General features: G+C 58.3%; 20 protein-coding genes. 2 read left to right on the forward strand and 18 right to left on the reverse strand.

What is annotated here, in order from left to right:
- Positions 1-195: 195 nt before the first annotated feature.
- The 7 genes from cysN to EOI86_RS23230 form a co-directional block, all read right to left on the reverse strand.
- On the reverse strand, positions 196-2085 hold the full coding sequence (gene cysN / locus EOI86_RS23200; protein WP_127768061.1) for a sulfate adenylyltransferase subunit CysN: 1890 nt from the start codon (positions 2083-2085) through the stop codon (positions 196-198).
- The gene (gene cysD, locus EOI86_RS23205) at positions 2085-2993 is read right to left on the reverse strand and encodes a sulfate adenylyltransferase subunit CysD (RefSeq protein WP_127768062.1); all 909 of its coding nucleotides are present in this window, start codon (positions 2991-2993) and stop codon (positions 2085-2087) included. Before cysD ends, cysN begins: the two co-directional genes overlap by 1 nt.
- 107 nt (positions 2994-3100) lie before the next feature.
- Positions 3101-4165 carry a sulfotransferase gene (locus tag EOI86_RS23210; RefSeq protein WP_127768063.1) on the reverse strand — a complete coding sequence of 355 codons (1065 nt, stop codon included), beginning with the start codon at positions 4163-4165 and terminating at the stop codon, positions 3101-3103.
- Positions 4158-4529, reverse strand: a complete 372-nt coding sequence (locus EOI86_RS23215; protein WP_127768064.1) for a 6TM ABC transporter family protein — start codon at positions 4527-4529, stop codon at positions 4158-4160. The genes EOI86_RS23210 and EOI86_RS23215 overlap by 8 nt, the downstream gene beginning before the upstream one ends.
- On the reverse strand, positions 4526-4651 hold the full coding sequence (locus tag EOI86_RS24915) for a hypothetical protein (RefSeq protein ID WP_275668607.1): 126 nt from the start codon (positions 4649-4651) through the stop codon (positions 4526-4528). Before EOI86_RS24915 ends, EOI86_RS23215 begins: the two co-directional genes overlap by 4 nt.
- A 122-nt stretch (positions 4652-4773) precedes the next feature.
- A complete protein-coding gene (locus tag EOI86_RS23225; RefSeq protein WP_127768065.1) occupies positions 4774-6144 on the reverse strand; it encodes an arylsulfotransferase family protein in 1371 nt (456 codons plus the stop codon).
- Positions 6145-6341: 197 nt separating this feature from the next.
- Entirely contained in the window at positions 6342-7604 is a 1263-nt protein-coding gene (locus tag EOI86_RS23230; protein ID WP_127768066.1) for a polyhydroxyalkanoate depolymerase, read from the reverse strand.
- 196 nt (positions 7605-7800) lie between these two features.
- Between EOI86_RS23230 and EOI86_RS23235 the strand changes: the two genes are divergently transcribed.
- Complete coding sequence (locus EOI86_RS23235) at positions 7801-8559, forward strand: glucose 1-dehydrogenase (protein WP_127768067.1); 759 nt, start codon at positions 7801-7803, stop codon at positions 8557-8559.
- Positions 8560-8592: 33 nt separating this feature from the next.
- On the opposite strand, the gene EOI86_RS23240 is transcribed toward EOI86_RS23235, so the two are convergent.
- The 5 genes from EOI86_RS23240 to metC are packed head-to-tail and all read right to left on the reverse strand — an operon-like array spanning position 8593 to position 13653.
- Complete coding sequence (locus tag EOI86_RS23240; RefSeq protein WP_127768068.1) at positions 8593-9816, reverse strand: adenylate/guanylate cyclase domain-containing protein; 1224 nt, start codon at positions 9814-9816, stop codon at positions 8593-8595.
- Positions 9817-9860: 44 nt separating this feature from the next.
- Complete coding sequence (gene modC / locus EOI86_RS23245; RefSeq protein WP_127768069.1) at positions 9861-11003, reverse strand: molybdenum ABC transporter ATP-binding protein; 1143 nt, start codon at positions 11001-11003, stop codon at positions 9861-9863.
- Positions 11000-11701: a molybdate ABC transporter permease subunit gene (gene modB / locus EOI86_RS23250; RefSeq protein ID WP_127768070.1), complete on the reverse strand. Its 702-nt coding sequence runs from the start codon at positions 11699-11701 to the stop codon at positions 11000-11002. The genes modC and modB overlap by 4 nt, the downstream gene beginning before the upstream one ends.
- A gap of 17 nt (positions 11702-11718) precedes the next feature.
- Positions 11719-12489 (reverse strand): molybdate ABC transporter substrate-binding protein, encoded by a 771-nt coding sequence (gene modA / locus EOI86_RS23255; protein WP_127768071.1) that lies wholly within the window; start codon positions 12487-12489, stop codon positions 11719-11721.
- Positions 12490-12495: 6 nt separating this feature from the next.
- Positions 12496-13653, reverse strand: a complete 1158-nt coding sequence (metC, locus tag EOI86_RS23260) for a cystathionine beta-lyase (RefSeq protein WP_127768072.1) — start codon at positions 13651-13653, stop codon at positions 12496-12498.
- An 88-nt stretch (positions 13654-13741) separates the two neighbouring features.
- Here metC and EOI86_RS23265 point away from each other — a divergent pair, with 88 nt between their 5' ends.
- Positions 13742-14851, forward strand: a complete 1110-nt coding sequence (locus EOI86_RS23265) for an NAD(P)/FAD-dependent oxidoreductase (protein WP_127768073.1) — start codon at positions 13742-13744, stop codon at positions 14849-14851.
- Here EOI86_RS23265 and EOI86_RS24860 read toward each other — a convergent pair.
- The 6 genes from EOI86_RS24860 to EOI86_RS23300 form a co-directional block, all read right to left on the reverse strand.
- The gene (locus EOI86_RS24860) at positions 14848-15864 is read right to left on the reverse strand and encodes a GNAT family acetyltransferase (RefSeq protein WP_240035793.1); all 1017 of its coding nucleotides are present in this window, start codon (positions 15862-15864) and stop codon (positions 14848-14850) included. The two genes, EOI86_RS23265 and EOI86_RS24860, sit on opposite strands and share 4 nt — an antisense overlap.
- Before the next feature lie 40 nt (positions 15865-15904).
- Entirely contained in the window at positions 15905-16753 is an 849-nt protein-coding gene (gene sseA / locus EOI86_RS23280) for a 3-mercaptopyruvate sulfurtransferase (RefSeq protein ID WP_127768074.1), read from the reverse strand.
- A 50-nt stretch (positions 16754-16803) separates the two neighbouring features.
- Positions 16804-17517: an alanyl-tRNA editing protein gene (locus EOI86_RS23285; protein ID WP_127768075.1), complete on the reverse strand. Its 714-nt coding sequence runs from the start codon at positions 17515-17517 to the stop codon at positions 16804-16806.
- A gap of 119 nt (positions 17518-17636) precedes the next feature.
- The gene (locus EOI86_RS23290) at positions 17637-18635 is read right to left on the reverse strand and encodes a cysteine synthase A (RefSeq protein WP_127768076.1); all 999 of its coding nucleotides are present in this window, start codon (positions 18633-18635) and stop codon (positions 17637-17639) included.
- Between the two features lie 101 nt (positions 18636-18736).
- Positions 18737-19348, reverse strand: coding sequence for an NUDIX domain-containing protein (locus tag EOI86_RS23295; RefSeq protein WP_127768077.1), 612 nt, complete (start codon positions 19346-19348; stop codon positions 18737-18739).
- On the reverse strand, positions 19345-19965 hold the full coding sequence (locus EOI86_RS23300; RefSeq protein WP_127768078.1) for an NUDIX domain-containing protein: 621 nt from the start codon (positions 19963-19965) through the stop codon (positions 19345-19347). Before EOI86_RS23300 ends, EOI86_RS23295 begins: the two co-directional genes overlap by 4 nt.
- Positions 19966-20081: the final 116 nt, after the last annotated feature.

Consider the following 20081-nt stretch of genomic DNA (forward strand, 5'->3'; position numbering starts at 1 on the left):
GGAACAATATTGTCGCTGTATTGCTGCGATCTAGGGAAGAGGCATTAGCTGAAAATCAATTAGAATATTCTGCAATAATACATTCTTCTGGTGTGGGCAGCACGGAAACATCGGGCGGGCCGGTCGGGGAAAATGACCGATGGCTTTTCCCCGCACCGAGTAGTCCGCAATTGGACGCCGCGATAATAAAGGGGTCTAGATCAACCCCTTATCGCGCATCGCCTGGATCACATTCTCCGCCGCTTGTTCGGGCGTCAGGTCGCCGGTTCGTAGATGCAGTTCCGGGGCCTCCGGCGGCTCATAAGGGCTGTCTATCCCCGTGAAGTTCTTGATCGCGCCCTCGCGGGCCTTCGCATACAGGCCCTTCGGATCACGCGTTTCGCAAACTTCCAGCGGTGCATCGACGAAGACCTCAAGGAATTCGCCATCTTCCACCATTTGCCGCACCATGTCCCGCTCGCTGCGGAAGGGTGAAATGAAGGAGACGACGACGATCATGCCCGCATCAACGAACAACTTCGCGGTTTCCCCGACGCGGCGGATGTTTTCCACACGGTCGGCATCGGTGAAGCCCAGATCGCGGTTCAGCCCGTGGCGGACATTGTCGCCATCCAGAATATAGGTGTGCTTGCCCAGCGAATGCAGGCGTTTCTCCACCAGGTTGGCGACGGTGGATTTACCGGCGCCCGATAGGCCGGTGAACCAAAGAATGCTGGGGGTCTGCCCCTTCATTCGGGCACGTTCGGCCTTGTCGATGTCGATTTCCTGCCAAACCAGGTTCGTGGCCCGGCGCAGACCGAAAGAGATCATGCCGGCGGCGACTGTCTGGTTCGTGAACTTGTCGATCAGAATGAAGGCGCCGGTCCGTTGGTTCTCCGCATAAGGGTCATAGGCAATCGCGCGATCCAGCGAGAAGTTGCAGAACGCAACCATGTTCAATTCGAGTTCCTTCGCCGAGTTGTGTTCCAGCGAGTTCACATTGATCGCATGTTTGATTTCGGTGACCGTGGCGCTGACCGTCGCCGAACCGATCTTCATCAGATACGGGCGACCAGGATACATTTGCTCATCCGTCATCCAGATCATATGAGCTGCAAACTGATCGGTAATCTGGGCTGGTTGCTCGGCGGTTGAGATGACATCGCCGCGGCTGATGTCAATTTCATCCGCCAGGGTGATCGTTACCGCTTCGCCCGCTGCAGCTTCCCTAGCTTCGCCATCCTGATCCAGAATGCCGGTGACCGTGGATGTCCGACCCGACGGCATGACGGCTATTTCCTCGCCGATCGCGATCTTGCCGCTGGCGACAGTTCCGCTGAAACCACGGAAGTTCAAGTTTGGCCTGTTCACCCACTGAACCGGCAGACGGAAAGGGGCGTTTTCCAAGGTGTCGGTGACGGAGATCTTTTCCAAAGCGCCCAGAAGTGTCGGCCCGTCATACCATGGCATGGCGTCGCCGCTTTCCAGCACATTGTCCCCTTTCAATGCGGAAAGGGGGACGGCCGTGACGCTTCGGATGCCTACTTCTTCTGCAAAGGCGCGATATTCCTTGGCGATTTCGTCGAACCGTTCTTGCGAATAGTCGACCAGATCCATCTTGTTGACGGCCAGAACGACATCTTTGATGCCGACAAGGTGTGCGATGAAGGTGTGCCGTTTGGTCTGTGTCAGAACACCCTTGCGCGCATCGGCCAGGATGACGGCCACATCGACATTCGAAGCGCCGGTCGCCATGTTGCGGGTATATTGCTCATGGCCCGGCGCGTCGGCGACGATGAACTTCCGGGCATCGGTCGCAAAAAAACGGTATGCGACATCGATGGTGATGCCCTGTTCGCGCTCTGCCTGTAAGCCATCGACCAGAAGGGCGAAATCGATGCCGTCTTCGACCGTGCCGACCTTTCGGCTATCGGTTTCGAGGGATGCCAATTGATCTTCGAAGATCAGTTTCGAATCGTAGAGCAGGCGACCGATCAGCGTGCTCTTACCGTCGTCGACACTGCCGCACGTAATGAAGCGCAGCATCGGCTTTTCGCTCTGCTCACGAAGATAAGCGTCGATATCCTTGGCGTGGAGGGCGTCCATCAGAAGTATCCCTCCTGCTTCTTCTTTTCCATGCTACCGGATTGGTCATGATCGATGATCCGCCCCTGGCGCTCCGAGGTGCGGGCGATCAAGGTCTCGGCTACAATTCCCTGTAGCGACGTGGCTTCGCTTTCGACCGCGGCGGTGAGGGGATAGCAGCCCAGTGTGCGGAACCTGACGCTCCGCTCTTGGACCTCTTCACCCGGGTCCAACGGCAAACGGTCGTCATCGACCATGATCAACTGGCCGTTCCGTTCGACGACCGGCCGCTTGGCCGCGAAGTAGAGGGGGACAATCGGGATCTCCTCCATCAGGATGTATTCCCAGATGTCGAGCTCGGTCCAATTTGAGATCGGGAAGGCGCGCACACTCTCCCCCGTCTTGATCCGGCAATTGTAGAGGTTCCACAATTCCGGCCGCTGGTTCTTCGGGTCCCAGCGATGGGTCGAGGTCCGGAAGGACATAATCCGTTCCTTCGCGCGTGATTTTTCCTCGTCCCGGCGTGCGCCGCCGATGGCGCAGTCGAATTTATAATGGCTCAGCGCCTGTTTTAGGGCTTCGGTCTTCATTGTATCGGTATAAAAGGACGACCCATGCGTGAACGGATTGACGTTGTCCCGCACGCCCTCTTGGTTTGTGTGGACGATCAGGTCCAGCCCCAATTCCGCAGCCCGTTGGTCACGGAAAGCGATCATTTCCCGGAACTTCCAGGTCGTATCCACATGCAGAAGCGGGAAGGGGGGGCGCCCGGGCTGAAAAGCCTTCATCGCCAGATGCAGCATCACCGACGAATCCTTGCCGATGGAATACATCATGACCGGGTTACGGAACTCGGCCGCGACCTCCCGGAAAATGTGAATGCTCTCCGCTTCCAACGCGCGGAGATGAGAGCGTCTGCTCAAACTCATGACGGGATATTTGCCTCAATTTCGGAGGATTTGAATAATTGTGCAGCCGTGTATCGGCCTACCTTGCGGATGTAAACATTTAGATAGGCGAAACGTATTGGCACTGCTCAGGCTTTCGATCGTTCAATTTTGCTGCGGGACGCTTCAACGAGACGGTCGTATAGGGCCGAGACTTCTTCCAACAGGGACGGATCTGCGGAGGCGTCGTCCTTCGCATTACTGATGACGAATGACTCCGCGCTGCTGTCGGTATCCTCAATTTCGCAGATCACGGCGAGTCGATTCCAGGTTTCTGGATCGCTGCACAGATCCTCATAACACACGAAATAGTCTTCATCGGACGCGTGCTCGAGTAACCACGAATAGGTCTGCCGCCAGATCTCAAGCCAATACTCGATGCCGTCTGGAGCCAAATCGGAAAGGCGCTTCTGTCCTTCGCGATCGAATTGGAAATGCCGGTGATCGTGCCCAAACTCATGGTGCCCAAGCCATGTCATGTAAGATTGGACAAATGGGTCTTCCTTCTGTTGCTTGAGGAAGTTGGCATGCTGACGCATTAACGATCCGGCATGTGTTATGGGATCCCTGAACGGGATCAGAGTGATGGCATTCGGGAAGGTCTGCCGAATGGCCTTCAACCTGAGAATATTGTTGTTGTTCTTGGAAAGATACCGTCGGCGCCCGTCACTATCCGCATTTAGGATGGCGGAGACATAAGCAGCAAACTTCTCAGTAACATCCTGTGCCGGTAAATGCGGTTTTAGGCATGTCTTGGTGATATAGTTTTCGCCGTCGAATATGCGCCAAAAGACTTCGTCCAGGCTTTCGGGGCTATCGACACCGACAAGAATGCGGTCACCATGCGCCCGCTCGGATAGGCTGTCGTCGCCCTGCGACCGGGCCGCGACCTTGCCCCAAATCTTAGGGGCCAAGACAAATGGCATGTTTCGATAGGTAAGCGAACAAAAGGCGCCGGATGCATAGATACGGCGCATCAGAATGGTTGTTCCCGCGCGGGCCAAACCGGAAACGAAGATGTGCCGGGTGTAGCGATCCTGTTCTACATTGTGATCGCCGGCCTTTTGATCGATGTCGAAGCTCAGCTCCGCAATCGGCGTAAATTGAAGGGCAATCCGATGGAGGATCCGGTCTAGAAAGCTATATTCAACCATGGAAAATTGCCTTCCGTACCCAAACGTACAGACTGGCTGCGACGACGCTTGCAGCAATACCGATCCAAGTGAGGATGAAAGACTGGAACCCGCTGAAAACCCAGTCGAATCCAACAACCAATAGACCGGCAATACTCAGGACGACGGCCAGAAGGAAAGCGATTTTAAGCGACGCCCCAAATGTCCGTTGGGCATAGGCGGCCATTGCTTTTTCTTTCCAGTGATCCGACACGGATTTCGCCATGACGGTGCGCAAAGCGCTTTGGCTGGAATTGCTTAGCCTTCGCAGTGGGGGCAAGAATGGCAGGGCCATGACGACTTCGACGAGGACGACACATAGAATGGTTGTCAGAAACCAATTCACGGCTTGTCGGCGCCTTTCGTGTCGTCGTCCACGGCGGGATCGGTCGCGACAGCCTGCTTGGCAGCCTTGCGTTTCTTCATGATCCGTTTGACCGGGTACCAAAGGATTGCGAAAAAGGCCATGACAATTGATGCCAATATTCCGAGCACGACGGCGATTGTACCCGCGCCGGCCCCTGGGCCGATGTAAGCCCAAGCGGGGGCTGGCGTTAAAGCAACCAACGCTATCAGAAAAACAACTGCTCTTATTCTTGAGTCCGGCATTCGAAAATCCTTTCGTCAAAGAAATCCTGTGGCAGCCACTTCATTTCTGAGACCACATAGTTTGTATCATTGGTACCAGGTTTCATGTTTGCGACTTTGAACACGACCTCTCCATTGCTGTCGACTTCAAAGGCTTCGCCTTGTTGGGCGCTTGTGACGAAAATCGATCCGTTTTCAATGATTTGCGCTTTTCCGCGGATCCTGGAGTAAAAGCCGTAGTCGTTGCCATCAACCAACACAGACGTTTCAAAAGTGTCCGGATCGATAGCTACGATTTCGCTGAAATCCCGGCTCATTCTATTGTTAAAGATCGAAATTCGTCCATCGGGCAGCCAATCCGGGTCGTGTTGCCGTTGCGTCGCTCCGACACGCCACCACTTGATCTTATGTGACTTCCTATCCAGGACAAAAACCAAGTTCAGCGAACGGGCGCTGATCAGCAAGTCGCCGGCCTCAAAGGAGTCAAACTGGTTGGCAATGGAGGCGGGCAGGGGGTCCACATCGTTGAAATGGATGGCGTCCTGCAACCAAGTGCCTGTCGTATTGCGGCTGTTACCGCCGAGATCGTCCGAATGCTTACGTCGAACTTCCAGGACATCGATTGTCGGGTTTGCAGAAATGATTTCGGCCAGCGAAATCTGATCCAAAATGCTTCCATCGGACACGGACACTTGGGTGATCGTTTCAGGGTCAAAAAAGGTCCAAACGCTCTTGCCGTCGATATCCGCTGTCACCGCGTGGTGGAAGTGACCGGGCGTTGTCCAATCTCTCTCGCCGCAAGCAGTGAATTTCTGGATTGAGACACTGCCGTCGAAAGTAAAAACAATCGAGCCATCGGGAAAGATCTCGACACCGTGAACAAATTTTCGATGTTTTGGGCGCGGGGTTACCTCGCCTACCGACACTTCGTCGAGAATCCAGGACTTAACCAATTTGAGATCTGGCGACAGCAAGAGCACGGCGTTCTCAATGCTGCCGTTGATGTCGAATGCTCCGATCAAGGCGCGCCATCCAGAAGCCATTTTCGTTGGATCGGCTTCCATGACCAAACCATTGAGCTTTAGGCTAGGTGCATCCGGCACTGGGGTGAAACCGGAATAATCGACCCCTGCCGGCCGCGGTGTCCGAACCGGTTCATCTTCGTAGGCCCCTGAAACGAAGCTCAGCAATTCATGCACGACTTCTTTCGTGGTTGTCGGAAATGAAGCGACATGAACTGCAGCTTCACCGAACCACCCCGACTTATCGCTACCGGCGATCGTTGATTTTATCGACCAACCAAACGCAACCGTGAAAAGGAGCCATAAAAGGAGACATAGAAGGAACAACCATATCGGAATACGTTGCTGCATGCTGCGTTTTAATCCTACGTCACAACGTCTAAGCTGGCGAAACTGGCTTATTCTTTAGTCGGCATTCCTAGCATAGTTGACTTTGTGCTCAAACCTTTACGGGCATATGTTCGAATATATTATTACCTTAAATGGGGCCTAGTTTACCGCTCCAGCCGCTTTAACGAATAGTTTTCCTGACGGCCACGTTACAATCTCTATGCGGCTTTTTTCGCCGGCTTTTTAGCCTGCAGATCTTGGTCATGGGTCCGGATCCATTTTTTGACGACCGGCGCGATCTGGTTGCGCCATTTGCTGCCGTTGAAAATACCGTAATGGCCGGCAGCCTTCTGAAGGTGATACAGCTTTTTGTCGTCCGATAGTCCGGTGGCCAGTTTTAGCGCGGCTTTGGTTTGGCCCACACCGGAGATGTCATCCAACTCACCTTCGACGCAGAGAAGCGCCGTCCGGTCAATCTTACCAACGTCCACCGGGTGCCAGCGCGCCATCATTTCACCCTTTGGCAAAGCGTGGTCCTGGAACACGGTCTTCACGGTTTGCAGATAGTATTCCGCCGGCAGATCCATCACCGCACGATATTCTTCATAGAACGCGATCTTCTTCTCCGCGGCGTCATCGTCGCCCTGAACAAGATGATCGAACAGTTCATGATACGACGCCAAATGCCGGTCCAGATTCATGGAGATGAAGTTCGTCAACTGAATGAAGCCCGGATAAACCTTCCGCATCGCGCCCGGATAAGGAAGGGGAACATTGACGATGACGTTTCGCTCGAACCACTCGATCGTATGTTCCTTGGCCAGTTTGTTGACTGCGGTCGGGGATTCGCGCGTGTCGATCGGTCCGCCCATCATGGTCAGCGTCGCCGGTGCGCAAAGATCGCCCCAGCCTGACATGATCGCGGTTGCGGCAAGCGACGGGACAGCAGGCTGACAAACCGCGATCACATGCGTGTTTGGGCCAAGAACGTGAAGAAAATCAACCAGGTAGTCGATATAGTCGTTCAGGTTGAACTTGTCTTCCGTCACCGGGATCATCCGTGGATCCTGCCAGTCGGTGATATAGACTTCGTGGTCGGGGATCATTTCCTCGACCGTGCCACGCAACAGCGTGGCGTAGTGGCCGCTTAACGGTGCGACGATCAGAAGTTTGGGATCGTTGCGCTTACGGGCCAGCTTCCGTTTGAAATGCACCAGATGACAGAACGTGCGATGCACAACGGTCTCATACTCGACGTCAACTTCTTTGCCGTCGATCACCGTTGTGTCCAAATCCCATTCCGGTTTGCCAAAACGGCGGGTCAGGTGTTCGAACAAGTCTGCGGTGGACATCATCGTCCGACCGGCATTGGTATAAGCTAATGGATTCATAGGGTTGCGCATCGCCAAGCGAGCGCCTTGAGCCAACATACGGCTCGGCGCCATCATCATGCGCTGCATTTCATGCATGTAATAGAGCATCTAAAATCCCGCTGAATTATTTGAATATGCGCTTAGTTTGCGTTGCAACAGTATGCGTCCCGCACCGCAACTGGGCAATCCTGCAAATTGCCTATGCCGGGCAAATCTGCCTTGCTTGGCCTGTTTACGCTACAGAGGTAACGAATTCCTTAAAATTCTAATATTTTGCCGAGGACTAGGCGGAGAGGGAGGGACTATGAGGCTTTCCGGCAAGGGGGCGTTCATCACCGGCGGGGCATCGGGCCTGGGCTATGGCTGCGCGGAAGCGTTCCTGAATGAAGGCGCGCGCGTCGTGATCGCGGATGTGGATGCGGAAAAAGGGGCGCAGGCCGCCGAAAAGCTGGGGGAAAAAGCGTTCTTCCTAAAGCTTGATGTCTCGGTTGAGGAGGAATGGGTTACCGCCTTGCGGGAGGCGGAAACATGGCTCGGAAAACTGCACACGCTAGTGAATTCGGCGGGAATCGCCTTCTTCCTGGATGTCGAAAAGACAAGCCTGGACGATTGGCGCCGGATGATGGCGGTGAACCTGGACGGTGTGTTCCTCGGCTGTAAGCACGGCATTGCCCCCATTGAACGGGCCGGCGGAGGCTCGATCATCAATCTGTCCTCGATCAGTGGCATTATCGGCGGCGCGAACCTGGCGGCCTACAATGCCAGCAAGGGCGGCGTCAGGCTGCTGTCAAAATCCGTGGCACTGCATTGCGCCCGCAAAGGGACAGGGGTGCGATGCAATTCCGTGCACCCAACCTTCGTCCAGACGCCGATGGTCGACGAATTTGTCGCCAAGACAAAGAACCCGGAACGCACCCGCGCCGCTTTGGTCGCGCAGATTCCCATTGGCCGAATCGGGGAACCCGCGGATGTTGCCGCGATGGCGGTCTATCTCGCCTCCGACGAGTCTAGCTTCGTCACGGGGGCGGAAATGGTGCTGGATGGCGGGCTAAGCGCCCAGTAGAGGAAAGAGCCTGCGGACCTTGATGCGGTTGATCTATTTGGCGGCGAAGCCGAATTCCTCGTCGAAGGCGTTATAGCTGACGACGGATTGCGGTTCGGCCACGCCTTTCATCGCGTGCTTCCCGCGGGGCGTCACAGGGACATCGGCGATCCGGCCCATTTCCTCCGAAAGAAGCAGGGGAATGCCTAGTTCCTTGGTGAGGGATTCCAACCGCGATGTCCGGTTGACGGCAGGGCCCATGACGGTGAAGTCCAAGCGGCCCGGCGCGCCGACGTTGCCATAGACGACATGGCCGAAATGAAGACCGACACCGAAACGGGTTTCCGGTTTTTTATCCCGCCGCCGAAGGCTGTTCATGACCGCCAGGCTGCTGAACGCGTCTACCGCAGCGTCCAGGGCGGCCCGGCAGGCGTCACGGCGTGCGGTTTCAGGATGCTTGCCCTCTTGAACAGGGAAGACAATCAACATCGCGTCACCGATGAAACGCAGGATTTCTCCGCCATAGGCGGTGACGGCGGTGTGGACGTGTTCGAAATAGGCGTTCAGCAGGTCGAGGACATCGTCGGCGGTATAGGCCTCGGTCAGGTGAGTGAATTCCCGTAGATCGCTGAACCACAGGGCCGCGTCGATTTCTTCGCCGTCACCCCGTTTTATGAGGCCGGCGAAGACTTTCCTGCCGGTTCGCGGTCCAAGATAGGTATCCAACAGCCCGACCGCGATGGTGTGTGTGACGAGAACCTCGACAATGGGGCCCAGATGTTTCACCAGCCTGTCAAATTTGGCGATATCGCTTTCCGTGAACCCGCCCGGTACATCCGTGTTGACCAGGAAAGTGCTCTGCCGTTGGAAGGTGAAAGGAATAATCTGCCCGTAATAGTCGGTCACGCCGGCCTTGGCCAAGTCGAACAGCACCTGATGATCCCGGTCGGGGTCTAGGTCGGTTAGTTTGCGGTGATAAGGCTTGCCGGTCGTAACGATGGTTTCGATCGGGCTGCCCCTGTACGCATCTGTCGACCAGATATTGTGATCCGACCGACGGTGGGAAATCATTCCCTTGCCGCGTTCCCAAAGCACGCGTTCAGCCGAGAATTGCGGATGCAGTGTTCGAAATGTCATGACCAGACGCATGATTGGCGCATCCGCTGCAACCAAGGCGCGAGCCAAGCCGGACGTGAATTCGTCCAAGGATTGGCACTTGCGACCATCGTCAATCATCCAATCGATGACGGTGTCGAGGTCCCAGTTTTTACCGCTCAAATCAACATTCCCCGATATGCCCGCCCTGTTTGCCTTGGCTTCATTCAACTGTACCGCGCCGCGTGTTCTGAACCGGCACCGCGTCCAAGCGTATGTTTATCGATGGCAACCGCTTTGATCAGCGCATAGACAAGAGAACCGGTCCGCAGTCCCAATTCGTCGAGCGATTTCCGCGTGATCCTGACGCGCAGGGGTGCACCGATGTCGACGGAGACTTCCACCATTGCGTCCGCGGCGGCGTCGCTGCGTGTATGTATGCGCTCCCCAATCTCACGAACAGTGCCGCTCAAGATATTTTGAAAGCTTGTCCCGGTGGGGCGCTCTATGGCCAGTGCCACGTCACGCGCGCGGATTCGCAAGCGAAGCGATTGTCCGGGGGGAAGCGATAGCTGCGGAACCCGGATGTCGCCGCCGGGCGTGTCCAGCACTGTCAGTCCATAATCGGCGTCCTGGTCCTTGACCGTCGCGGCCAGCACGGACCCCGCCTCGTAACGTCCGGTGAGGGGGTAGAGATCGAGCCTGCTGGTGATATCGCCGACATCGCCGCTGGCGGCGACACGTCCATCGTCGATCAGCACCATGACATCGGCCAGCCTCACCACTTCCTCGATGGAATGGCTGACATATATGATCGGCAGGCCCAACTCGTCCCGCAAGCGCTGGATGAAGGGGAGGATTTCGGCCTTCCGAGCCCCGTCCAGAGAGGCCAGCGGTTCGTCCATCAACAAGATCCGTGGATTTGAAAGGATGGTTCGTCCGATCGAAACGCGTTGTTTTTCCCCACCCGACAGCTCACCGGGGCGGCGTGTAAGAAGATGCCCGATATCCAACAGATCGGTGATCTGGCCCAAGTCGAAACGTGTTTCCGATTGCCGGCCCGCACCGTAGAGCAGGTTCGATTTCACCGTCATATGGGGAAACAGCCGGGCATCCTGGAAGACGTAACCGACATCCCGCCGATAGGGCGGTATGTCGACCCCGGCCGCGCTGTCGAACAGGACACGTCCGTCAATCGCGACCTTCCCCGCGTCGGGGCGCAACAAGCCGGCGATCATGTTGATGATGCTGGTCTTGCCGCAACCCGATTTGCCGAACAGGGCGACGATGCCGGATTCCTCCGGCTCGATAACGATCTCCGCATCGATCGCGAAGGAGGGGAAATGCTTCCTGGCGCGAAGCTCTATCATTCCGTCCCCCCGATCGATCGTCGGATCCGTCGCGCCATATATTCCGAAGCAATCATGGCGATAAGCGCCACAGCGATGGATATTGCGGCCAAGCGCGCAGCCGCGGCTTCACCGCCGGGCGTTTGGATTTGGGCGTAGAGCGCTAGTGGAATGGTCTGGGTCTCGCCGGGAATGTTCGAGACAAAGGTGATTGTCGCGCCAAATTCGCCGAGCGCCCGGGCAAAGGCCAGCAGGGCGCCGACGAGAATGCCGGGTGAGATCAGCGGCATGGTGACGGTCGCAAACACTTTCAGCGGCTGCGCCCCCAAGGTCTTCGCGGCGTCTTCCAGGCCACGGTCGACGCTTTCGATGGCAAGCCGCATTGCGCGGACAGCCAGCGGCAGCGCCATGACTGCAGCGGCAACGGCGGCGCCTTTCCAGGTGAAGGCGATGCTGATCCCGAAAACGTCGTAGAGCCAAGCCCCGACAACGCCTTTCCGGCCGAGCAGAACAAGCAACAGATAGCCGACGACGACCGGTGGGACGACCAGGGGGAGATGGATCAGCCCATCGACCAATGCCTTGCCGGGAAACCGGAAGCGCGCCAACAGGAAAGCGAGGGCCAAGGCGACCGGCAGGCAGCCGAGCATGGAAACGACGGCGACGCGGAGACTCAGCGCCAATGCCTCCCACTCAGCCGGGGAAAGAAGATCCGTCACCCGTAACTACCCTCACGTCACTGTCTTGCCGATAGCGGTTCGAAACCATAGCGACGAAACATGGCGGCGGCATCCCCGGTCTGCAAGGCGTTCAGCAAGCCTTGCGCCTTTTCGCTGAGCAGTACTGATCGATAGACAACGGGATCGTACAGGCCGGGGCTTATTTCCTCGGCAATTCGTAACTTGGTAGATGCCACCGCGTCGCTTCTATAGACGATCGCGCCGTCGACCTCGCCCCGTTCCGCGAAAGCAACTGCCATCCTGACATTGGCGCCGAAAACCAGACGCGGTGACAGCTTGTCCCAGATTTTCAAGGTTTCCAGGGCTTGCTTGGCATATTGCCCGGCGGGCACATGGGCGGGATCGCCGATCATCAGCCGGCCGCTTTCGGCGAAGTCCTTTAGCGTCACTGTCGCCTTGGCTTCCGCGGGCACGACCAAAACAAGACTGCTGGAGAGCAGATCGACGGTCCGATCCGCGGGGATGCCATTCTCTTCGATCAACCAGGCCGCCCATCGCGGGTTGGCGGAAATGTACAAATCCGCGGGAGACCCTTGCGCGATTTGGCGCGCCAACGTGCCGCTGCTGGCGTAGATGGTGAGAATTCGGTTCCCGTCGATTTCGCCGCCGTAGCCCAGGATGAATTCTGAAAGCACCGGTTGCAGGCTTGCGGCCGCCATCAGGTAAATGTCGCCCGCGCGCGCCGATTGGCCGGATGATGCGATTTGGCCGACCAGTACGGCACAGCCCAATAACCCGGATAGCAGAAGGCCTGTCAGGCGGCGCATTGTGGCCTAGCGCCGAGCCGAATTGAGGCGATCGAACCCAGCCGTCAGGTCGTCGATCAGGTCCGCGGTGTCTTCCAGTCCCACATGCATCCGCAAGGTGGTGCCGCCGGCTTCCCATTTTGTCGCGCTGCGCATTTTGGATGGGTCGCTGGGCAGGATCAGGCTTTCATATCCACCCCAGCTGGCCCCCATGCCGAACAGCGCCAATCCGTCCAGCATCGCGCCCAGCGCGGCGCGGTCGGTGCAGTCGACAACGAAGCCGAACAACCCGCTGGCCCCCGTGAAATCACGCTTCCAGATCTCATGCCCGGGATCCTCCGGCAGGGCGGGGTGCATGACCCGGATCACCTCCGGCCGGTCGCGCAGCCATTCGGCCATTTTGATGCCGTTCTCGTGCTGACGGTTCATGCGCACCGCCATGGTCCGCAAACCGCGCGTGCCCAGATAGACATCGTCCGGACCGGCGCAATTGCCCTGCTGCAGGAAGGTGTCCAGCACCTTCGGATAAGCGGCTTGGTTGCAGGCGATGGTGCCCAGCATCGCGTCGGAATGGCCGACGATGTATTTCGTGGCGGCCTGGACCGAGACATCGACACCCAGCGTCAACGGTTTGAAGAAATACCCGCCCGACCACGTGTTATCGATGGCGGTCGGCACACCGTGCTTTTTCGCGGCGGCGACGATGGCGGGCACGTCCTGCATCTCAAATGTCAGCGACCCCGGGGATTCCATCCAGATCAGATTGGTGTTCGGGCGGATCAGCGCCTCGATCCCATTGCCGATCAACGGGTCGTAGTATTCCGCTTCGATGCCGAGGCGCGCGAGCAACCCGCTGGCGAACTTGCGGGTCGGGAAATAGGTGCTGTCGGTCAGCAGGACATGGCCGCCGGCCTGGACAAAGCTCATCAGCGTGGTGGTCACCGCCGCCAGACCCGAGGGGGCAAGCACCGTGCCATGTGCTTGTTCCAAGGCGGAAACAGCCTCTTCCAGCGTAGATGTTGTCGGCGTGCCTTTCCGACCGTAAACATATTTCCGGTCGCGACTGTCGAAATCCGCCAGAGTCGGAAACAGGATCGTGGAAGCGTGATACACAGGGGTGTTCACGGCGCCATGGTTCTCATGGGGATGCCGGCCCGCATGGGTCAGTTTTGTATCGTCTTTCATAACAAGGCTCGGTGATTTCGTGTCGTTGGGTGGCGGCTAGAGTGCAGTGCGCTGCACCGGGGAGCAAGCGCCAGACAAGGAAGTAGGCATGGAAGAAGCGGAAGTCGAAACAGTTGTGATCGGGGCCGGTGTCGTCGGGCTTTCCTGTGCGCGGTCGCTCGCGATGGCGGGCGATGACGTCATCGTACTGGAGGCGGCGGACGCGATCGGCACGGAAACCAGCAGCCGGAACAGCGAAGTCATCCATGCAGGCATCTATTATCCGACCGGCAGCGACAAGGCGCAGCTCTGTGTCGAGGGTAAATGGATGCTCTACGACTATTGCGCCAGCCACGGCGTGCCGCATTCCAATTGCGGCAAGCTGATCGTCGCGACGGAAGACGCGCATCTGGAAAAGCTTCAGGCGATCCTGGACAAGGGCGCGGAAAACGGTGTCGACGACCTTGAACAGATCGGTGCCAACCACGCGATTGCGATGGAACCGGCGCTGTCCTGTGTCGCGGCCATCAATTCGCCCTCGACCGGCATCGTGGACTCCCATTCTCTGATGCTCGCCTATCAGGGCGACGCGGAAGATCATGGGGCGATGATCGCCTTCAATTCCCCGGTGATCCGGGGTGAGGTGACACCGACCGGAACCGTGCTGGATGTGGGGGGTGAGAACCCGATGCGCTTGCGCGCCAAGAAGGTGGTGAACTCCGCCGGCCTGCACGCCATGAAGCTGGCGGCGATGATTGAAGGTCTCGATCCGGCGAAGATTCCACCGACCTTCTATTGCAAGGGCAGCTACTTCACCATGGCGCGGAAAAGCCCCTTCAAAGGTCTGATCTATCCCATGCCGCAGGCGGCGGGCCTCGGCGTCCATGTCACGCTCGACATGGGCGGGCAGATCCGCTTTGGACCGGATATCGAATGGGTGGATGAAATCGATTACGAGGTAGACCCCGCGCGCGGCGACAGCTTCTATGAAGCCGTGCGCGCCTATTGGCCGGATTTGCCGGACGGCGCTTTGGAACCCGGTTATTCCGGCATCCGTCCGAAAATTGCCAAGCCCGGCGGTGCGGGCCTGGATTTCATGATCCAGGGACCGGAAGAAACCGGCGTGGACGGTTTCGTGAACCTGTTCGGAATCGAGTCCCCCGGGCTGACCTCTTCGCTCGCCATCGGCAAGCGGGTGCAGGGCCTGCTGGCCCCTTAACCGGGGATGACGCCCAATGCCCTTGGGTCGGGCACCTTGTTCAGTTCCCGTGCATAGGGCGTGAACCCTGCCTTTTGATAGGCGCCCAATGCGGACGGGTGGTCCAGCGTACAGGTATTGACGGTCAGGCGCTTCGGTGCTGGGTCGCGGTCCCAAGCGCAATGCACGGCCCAATCCAGAAGATAGGGGCCAAGACCCTTGCCGATGAAGTCGGGCATCAGTCCGAAATAGGCGATGTCGGCCTCGTCGGGCATGTCTCGGAAATCCAATTCTACGAAGCCGGCAGGGACGCCGCCTTCGGAAAGCACATAGATTTCGACATCCTCGTCGGTGATGATGGCGTGGATCTGTTCGTCGTTCATTTTGCGGCGTTCGTACCATAGCCACGGATCGCCGACCGTATGCTGGATATAGCGGTAGTAGCCGACGGTCGGTCTATGCAGACGGACGAGCGAGAGGGGCGACCCCGTCACGGGAATAGGGCGGGGCGGGGCGGTCGGACGGGACGTCATCTCCAGGAAAGTAACCGTAACGTCCAAAAGCGGCACCGTCGGATCGGCCGGTGTCACCTCGACCGGTGTTTCGGTTTGCGCAACAGGCGGTTCGACCAGCCATTTCGCCATCAGAATACGGTCTTCATGCGTGTATCCGACTGCTTCATAGAAGGCTGCCACCGGCTTGTTGCTGCCCCGTATGATCAGTTCCACCTTCGGACAGTCCTGTTCCGCAAGCCAAGCTTCGGCGGCGGACAAAATCTTGCGCCCGGCGCCGGTGCCCCGCAAATCCGGATGGGTCGCGACGTAATAGAGCCAACCACGATGGCCGTCGAAACCGCACATCGCAGAGGCGACAACGTCATCGCCATCCATACCGACAAAAATCTCCGATGCCGGCGCACGGCGCGCCAGGGCGATATCGGCGGTCGGGTCGTTCCACGGGCGGACCAAATCACAGGCGGCCCAAAGGGCAACAATGCCTTCTTCGTCCCCATCCCGAATGGGTCTGATTTCCATTTCTAAACTCATTTGCTCGATTTTCGAGGTCGCGCGCCTATCAGGTTTCGATCGGAAGTTCTTCCCGTAATCCCCATTCAGACCAGGACCCGTCATAGACCGCCGCGTCCTCACGGCCCAACACATAGAGGGCAAGCGCCAGATTGCAGGCGGAAACGCCGGAACCGCAGGAGGTTATGATCGGGTTTTCCAGGTCGATGCCGGCGCCGGTGAAGATGGCTTTCAGTGCATCGGGGGATTTCAGCGTCCCGTTATCGGCCAGGATATTCTGGAAGGGGATGTTGAAGCTGCCCGGGATATGGCCGGACCGAAGCCCGGGACGCGGTTCCGGGTCCTTCGCCAGAAAACGGCCGGCGGAGCGGGCGTCGATAATATCGGCTGTCTCCAGCGCATCCAGGACGTGCTGCGCGCTACGGACCAAATGTGGGTGGAAGCTCGCCTTGAATGTCGCCGGTTTCGGCTGGGTGGGAGAGGTCGTTTCCACATGCCGGCTTTCGTGTTCCCATTTCGGCAAACCGCCGTCGAGGACCGCGACATTTTCATGCCCGAAGGTGCGGAACATCCACCAGCAACGGGAAGCGGAGAAGATGCCGTTGACGTCATAGGCGACGACGAAGCTGTCGTTCGAGACGCCAAGCGCGCCCACTTCCCGTTCGAATCGGTCGGGGGAGCAGAGCATATGCGGCTGATCGGCGTCGGGATCCTTGATCTTGCCGTCGAAGTCGAAGAAACGCGCGCCCGGAATGCGCAGACCCTCAAACTCGGTGGCCGCGTCGCGTTTGACCGTGGGCAGGTGATAGCTGCTGTCCAGGATAACGACTTTCGGGTCGTCCAGATGATCGGCAAGCCATTCGGTGGATACGGTGGGCGTCGGATAGGCGTCGGTCATGTCTCGGCTCCGCTGCCGGCGAGAACCCGCCGGACCGTTGAGAAAAGGGATCAGTCAGTATCGAATACGATGTTAACGCGGCGATTCCGCTTGCCCTTGTTCTCGATCTTGGACACGCGCACGGGACCGATTTCGCCGGTATTTTTTACATGGGTTCCGCCGCAGGGCTGCAGGTCGACTCCTTCGCCGATCTTCAACAGGCGAACCTTGCCGGACCCGCGCGGCGGTTGAACGGACATGGTGCGGACCAGATCGGGGCTCGCGTTCAGTTCCTCGTCAGTGATCCATTGCGCGGTGACCGGGTGATTTTCCCGGATCAGCGCATTCAGTTTCTCGGTGATTTCTTCCTTGTCCAGCGTGTGCTCGCCGACATCGAAGTCCAGGCGGCTTTTGTCGATGCCGACCTGGCCGCCGGTGACGCCGCAGGGAACAATGGAACAAACCAGATGCATGCAGGTATGCATCCGCATCAGCTGGTGGCGGAAATCCCAGTCGATCGTACCGTGAACCTTGCTGCCGGGCGCAAGCGTCGGCTGGTCTTCCCCCGGCACATGGACGATGTCGCCATCCGCCTTGATGGTCGTACCGATCTCCACAATGGTGCCGTCCTCGGCCGTCAAGGTACCCTTGTCGCCCGGCTGCCCGCCGCTGGTGTAGTAGAAGAGTGTTTGGTCGAGGACGATGCCGCCGCGCTCGTTCACCGCCGTCACGGTGGCGTCGAATTCGGTTTGATAGGCATCGTCGCGGAACAACAGCGCCGTCATCGGACCTCTCCCTTTTTCCCGGTTTTCTTTCCCTATTCTGTGGCGGAAGCGGCGGCTCAAAGCAAGGGGGCGCAAGGCTGAAAGCCTTGCCGTTCGGCCTCAGGTGCTTGGACGGAATGTCACAGCCAATCGGGAACAGGTAGGTCCTTCGACTTCAGAAATTCGGGGTTGAACATCTTGGATTGATACCGTTGGCCGCCGTCGCACAAGACGGTGACGATGGTGTGCCCAGGGCCCATCTTCTTGGCCAATTTGATCGCGCCCATGACATTCAAGGCCGCGGACCCGCCCATCAGTAAGCCTTCATGTTTCAGCAGGTCGAAGCAAACCGGCAGCCATTCCGTGTCGGGTACCTGGAACGGTTCGTCCACCGCAAGGCCTTCCAAATTGCCGGTGATGCGGCCCTGGCCGATCCCTTCGGTGATGCTGGTGCCGTCGCTGGAAAGCTCGCCCTTGGTGAAATAGTTGAACATCGCGGCCCCCATCGGGTCGGCCAGGCCGATAACGATGTCCTTCTTCTTCGACCGCAGATATTCGGCGGTTCCGGCCAAGGTGCCGCCGGTGCCGACCGCGCAGATGAAGCCGTCTACCGTGCCGTTTGTTTGCTCCCAAATCTCAGGCCCGGTGGATCGGATATGGGCGTTCCGGTTCGACAGATTGTCCCACTGGTTGGCATAGAGAACGCCGTGCTTTTCGGTCTTCGCCAGTTCTTCCGCGGTGCGTTTGGCGACATGGACGTAGTTGTCCGGGTTCTTGTAGGGCAGCGCCGGGTTTTCGCGAAGCTGTGCGCCGCACAGGCGCAGCATGTCCTTCTTTTCCTGGCTTTGCGTTTCCGGAATGATGATCAGCGTTCGGTAGCCGCGCGCATCGGCGACAAGCGCAAGGCCGATGCCGGTATTGCCCGCGGTGCCCTCGACGATCAGCCCGCCGGGTTCCAAGTCGCCGCGTTCTTCGGCATCCAGGATGATGTGTTTCGCGGCGCGGTCCTTGACCGACCCGCCCGGATTGAGGAATTCGGCCTTGCCCAGGATGGTGCATCCCGTTTCCTCGGAAGCCTTTTTCAGTTTGATCAGCGGCGTGTTGCCCACCGCATCGACGAAACCGTCACGTATCTGCATGCGTCTTGCTCTTCCGTCTCTTCTTGTTGCGCGTCGGGCGGTATTGGCGGCCGCGGCGCGGAATGCGTCAAATCACACTGTCGCGTGAGTTGTTTGAGTTATTATGGTGCGCCCCATTCCCGGAGCAACCTTTCCCGGTGACGCCACAGCCATAGCAATGGCAGCGCGCCGAAGGCCGATTGGATCTTCCCGGCATTGAAAAGGGCGATAGCCTCGTCGAAAGGGAACACCGAAACGCGGATGTTCTCGCCTTCGCGTGCGATGCCGTGGATGCCGCCGACACCGTCGGTCGAGGTTTTGCCGATGAACAGGTTCGTTCGTTCCGAGAAGGCACCCTGGGATGAATAAAGCGGCCCGCCATAGTCGAGTTCCGTGACCGTACAGCCTGTCTCTTCGCCCACTTCACGTTTCGCGGCCTCATTCTTTTCCTCGCCGGGCTCGATGAATCCCGCAGGGGCTTCCAGCATCCAGGGATGTTCCTCACCGGCCGCATAGGCGGCGGCACGGAACTGTTCCACCAGCACGACCTCGTCCCGGAGCGGATCGTATGGAAGGCAGCAGATGCTTTGGTTTCCGATCAGCACTTCGCGTTCGATTTCCGGGCTCATGCCGCCACGGAACAGTTCGAATCGCAACGTGAAGACATCCATCTTGAAGAAGCCGTCATAGGCGCGGTCACGTGCCGCGATGTCCACCGTGTTGGGCATCGTCATGTCCACTTCGCGCGCAGGGCGTCGCGGTGTTGCGCCAGCCACAGCAACAGGATTGCCCCGGCCGCGGTTTGTCCCTGACCCGCGTCGACGAGGCGGATGGCCTCTTCGAATGGTTGGGTGAAGACGCGGATGTCCTCGGCCTCGTGGTCCAACCCGTGGATACCGCCAATGCCTTGGGTCACCGTGCGCCCGATATACATGGCGACCCGTTCGGACGTGGCACCGGGGGACGGGTAGAGGTCCATCACGAATTCAAGGTCGGTGACGGTGCAGCCCGCTTCCTCCTGCACTTCGCGGCGGACGACGGCATCCGGTGTCTCGCCCGTCTCCACGATACCGGCCGGCGCTTCGATCAGCCAGGGGCGGGGATCGTCCGCGGCCAAGGCACCGGGCCGGAACTGCTCTATCAAGACGACCTCGTCCCTGGCGGGATCGTAGGGAAGGCAGCAGGCCGATTGTCCGCGTTCGAACACCTCGCGCTGAAGAATCGGGCTCATCCCGCCTTGGAACAGCGGGTGGCGCAGAAAGTAGATGTCGAGCTGGAAATATCGGCGGAAGGGCGTTTCTTTCGCGACGAGTTCCACATCGCGGCGGTTGAACGGGGCAGGATCGGGCATGACGAGGATTTCCGGAAGCCGTCAAAGTCATTGTGTATGGACCCGCATGCCAGCCTGTGATTCATAATCGGACAGTCGGCCATTCGGGGAATAAATTGTCGGGCAGACATAGCAGC

Origin of the sequence: Hwanghaeella grinnelliae (assembly GCF_004005845.1) — a bacterium.
Taxonomy (GTDB): Bacteria; Pseudomonadota; Alphaproteobacteria; order UBA8366; family Aestuariispiraceae; genus Hwanghaeella; species Hwanghaeella grinnelliae.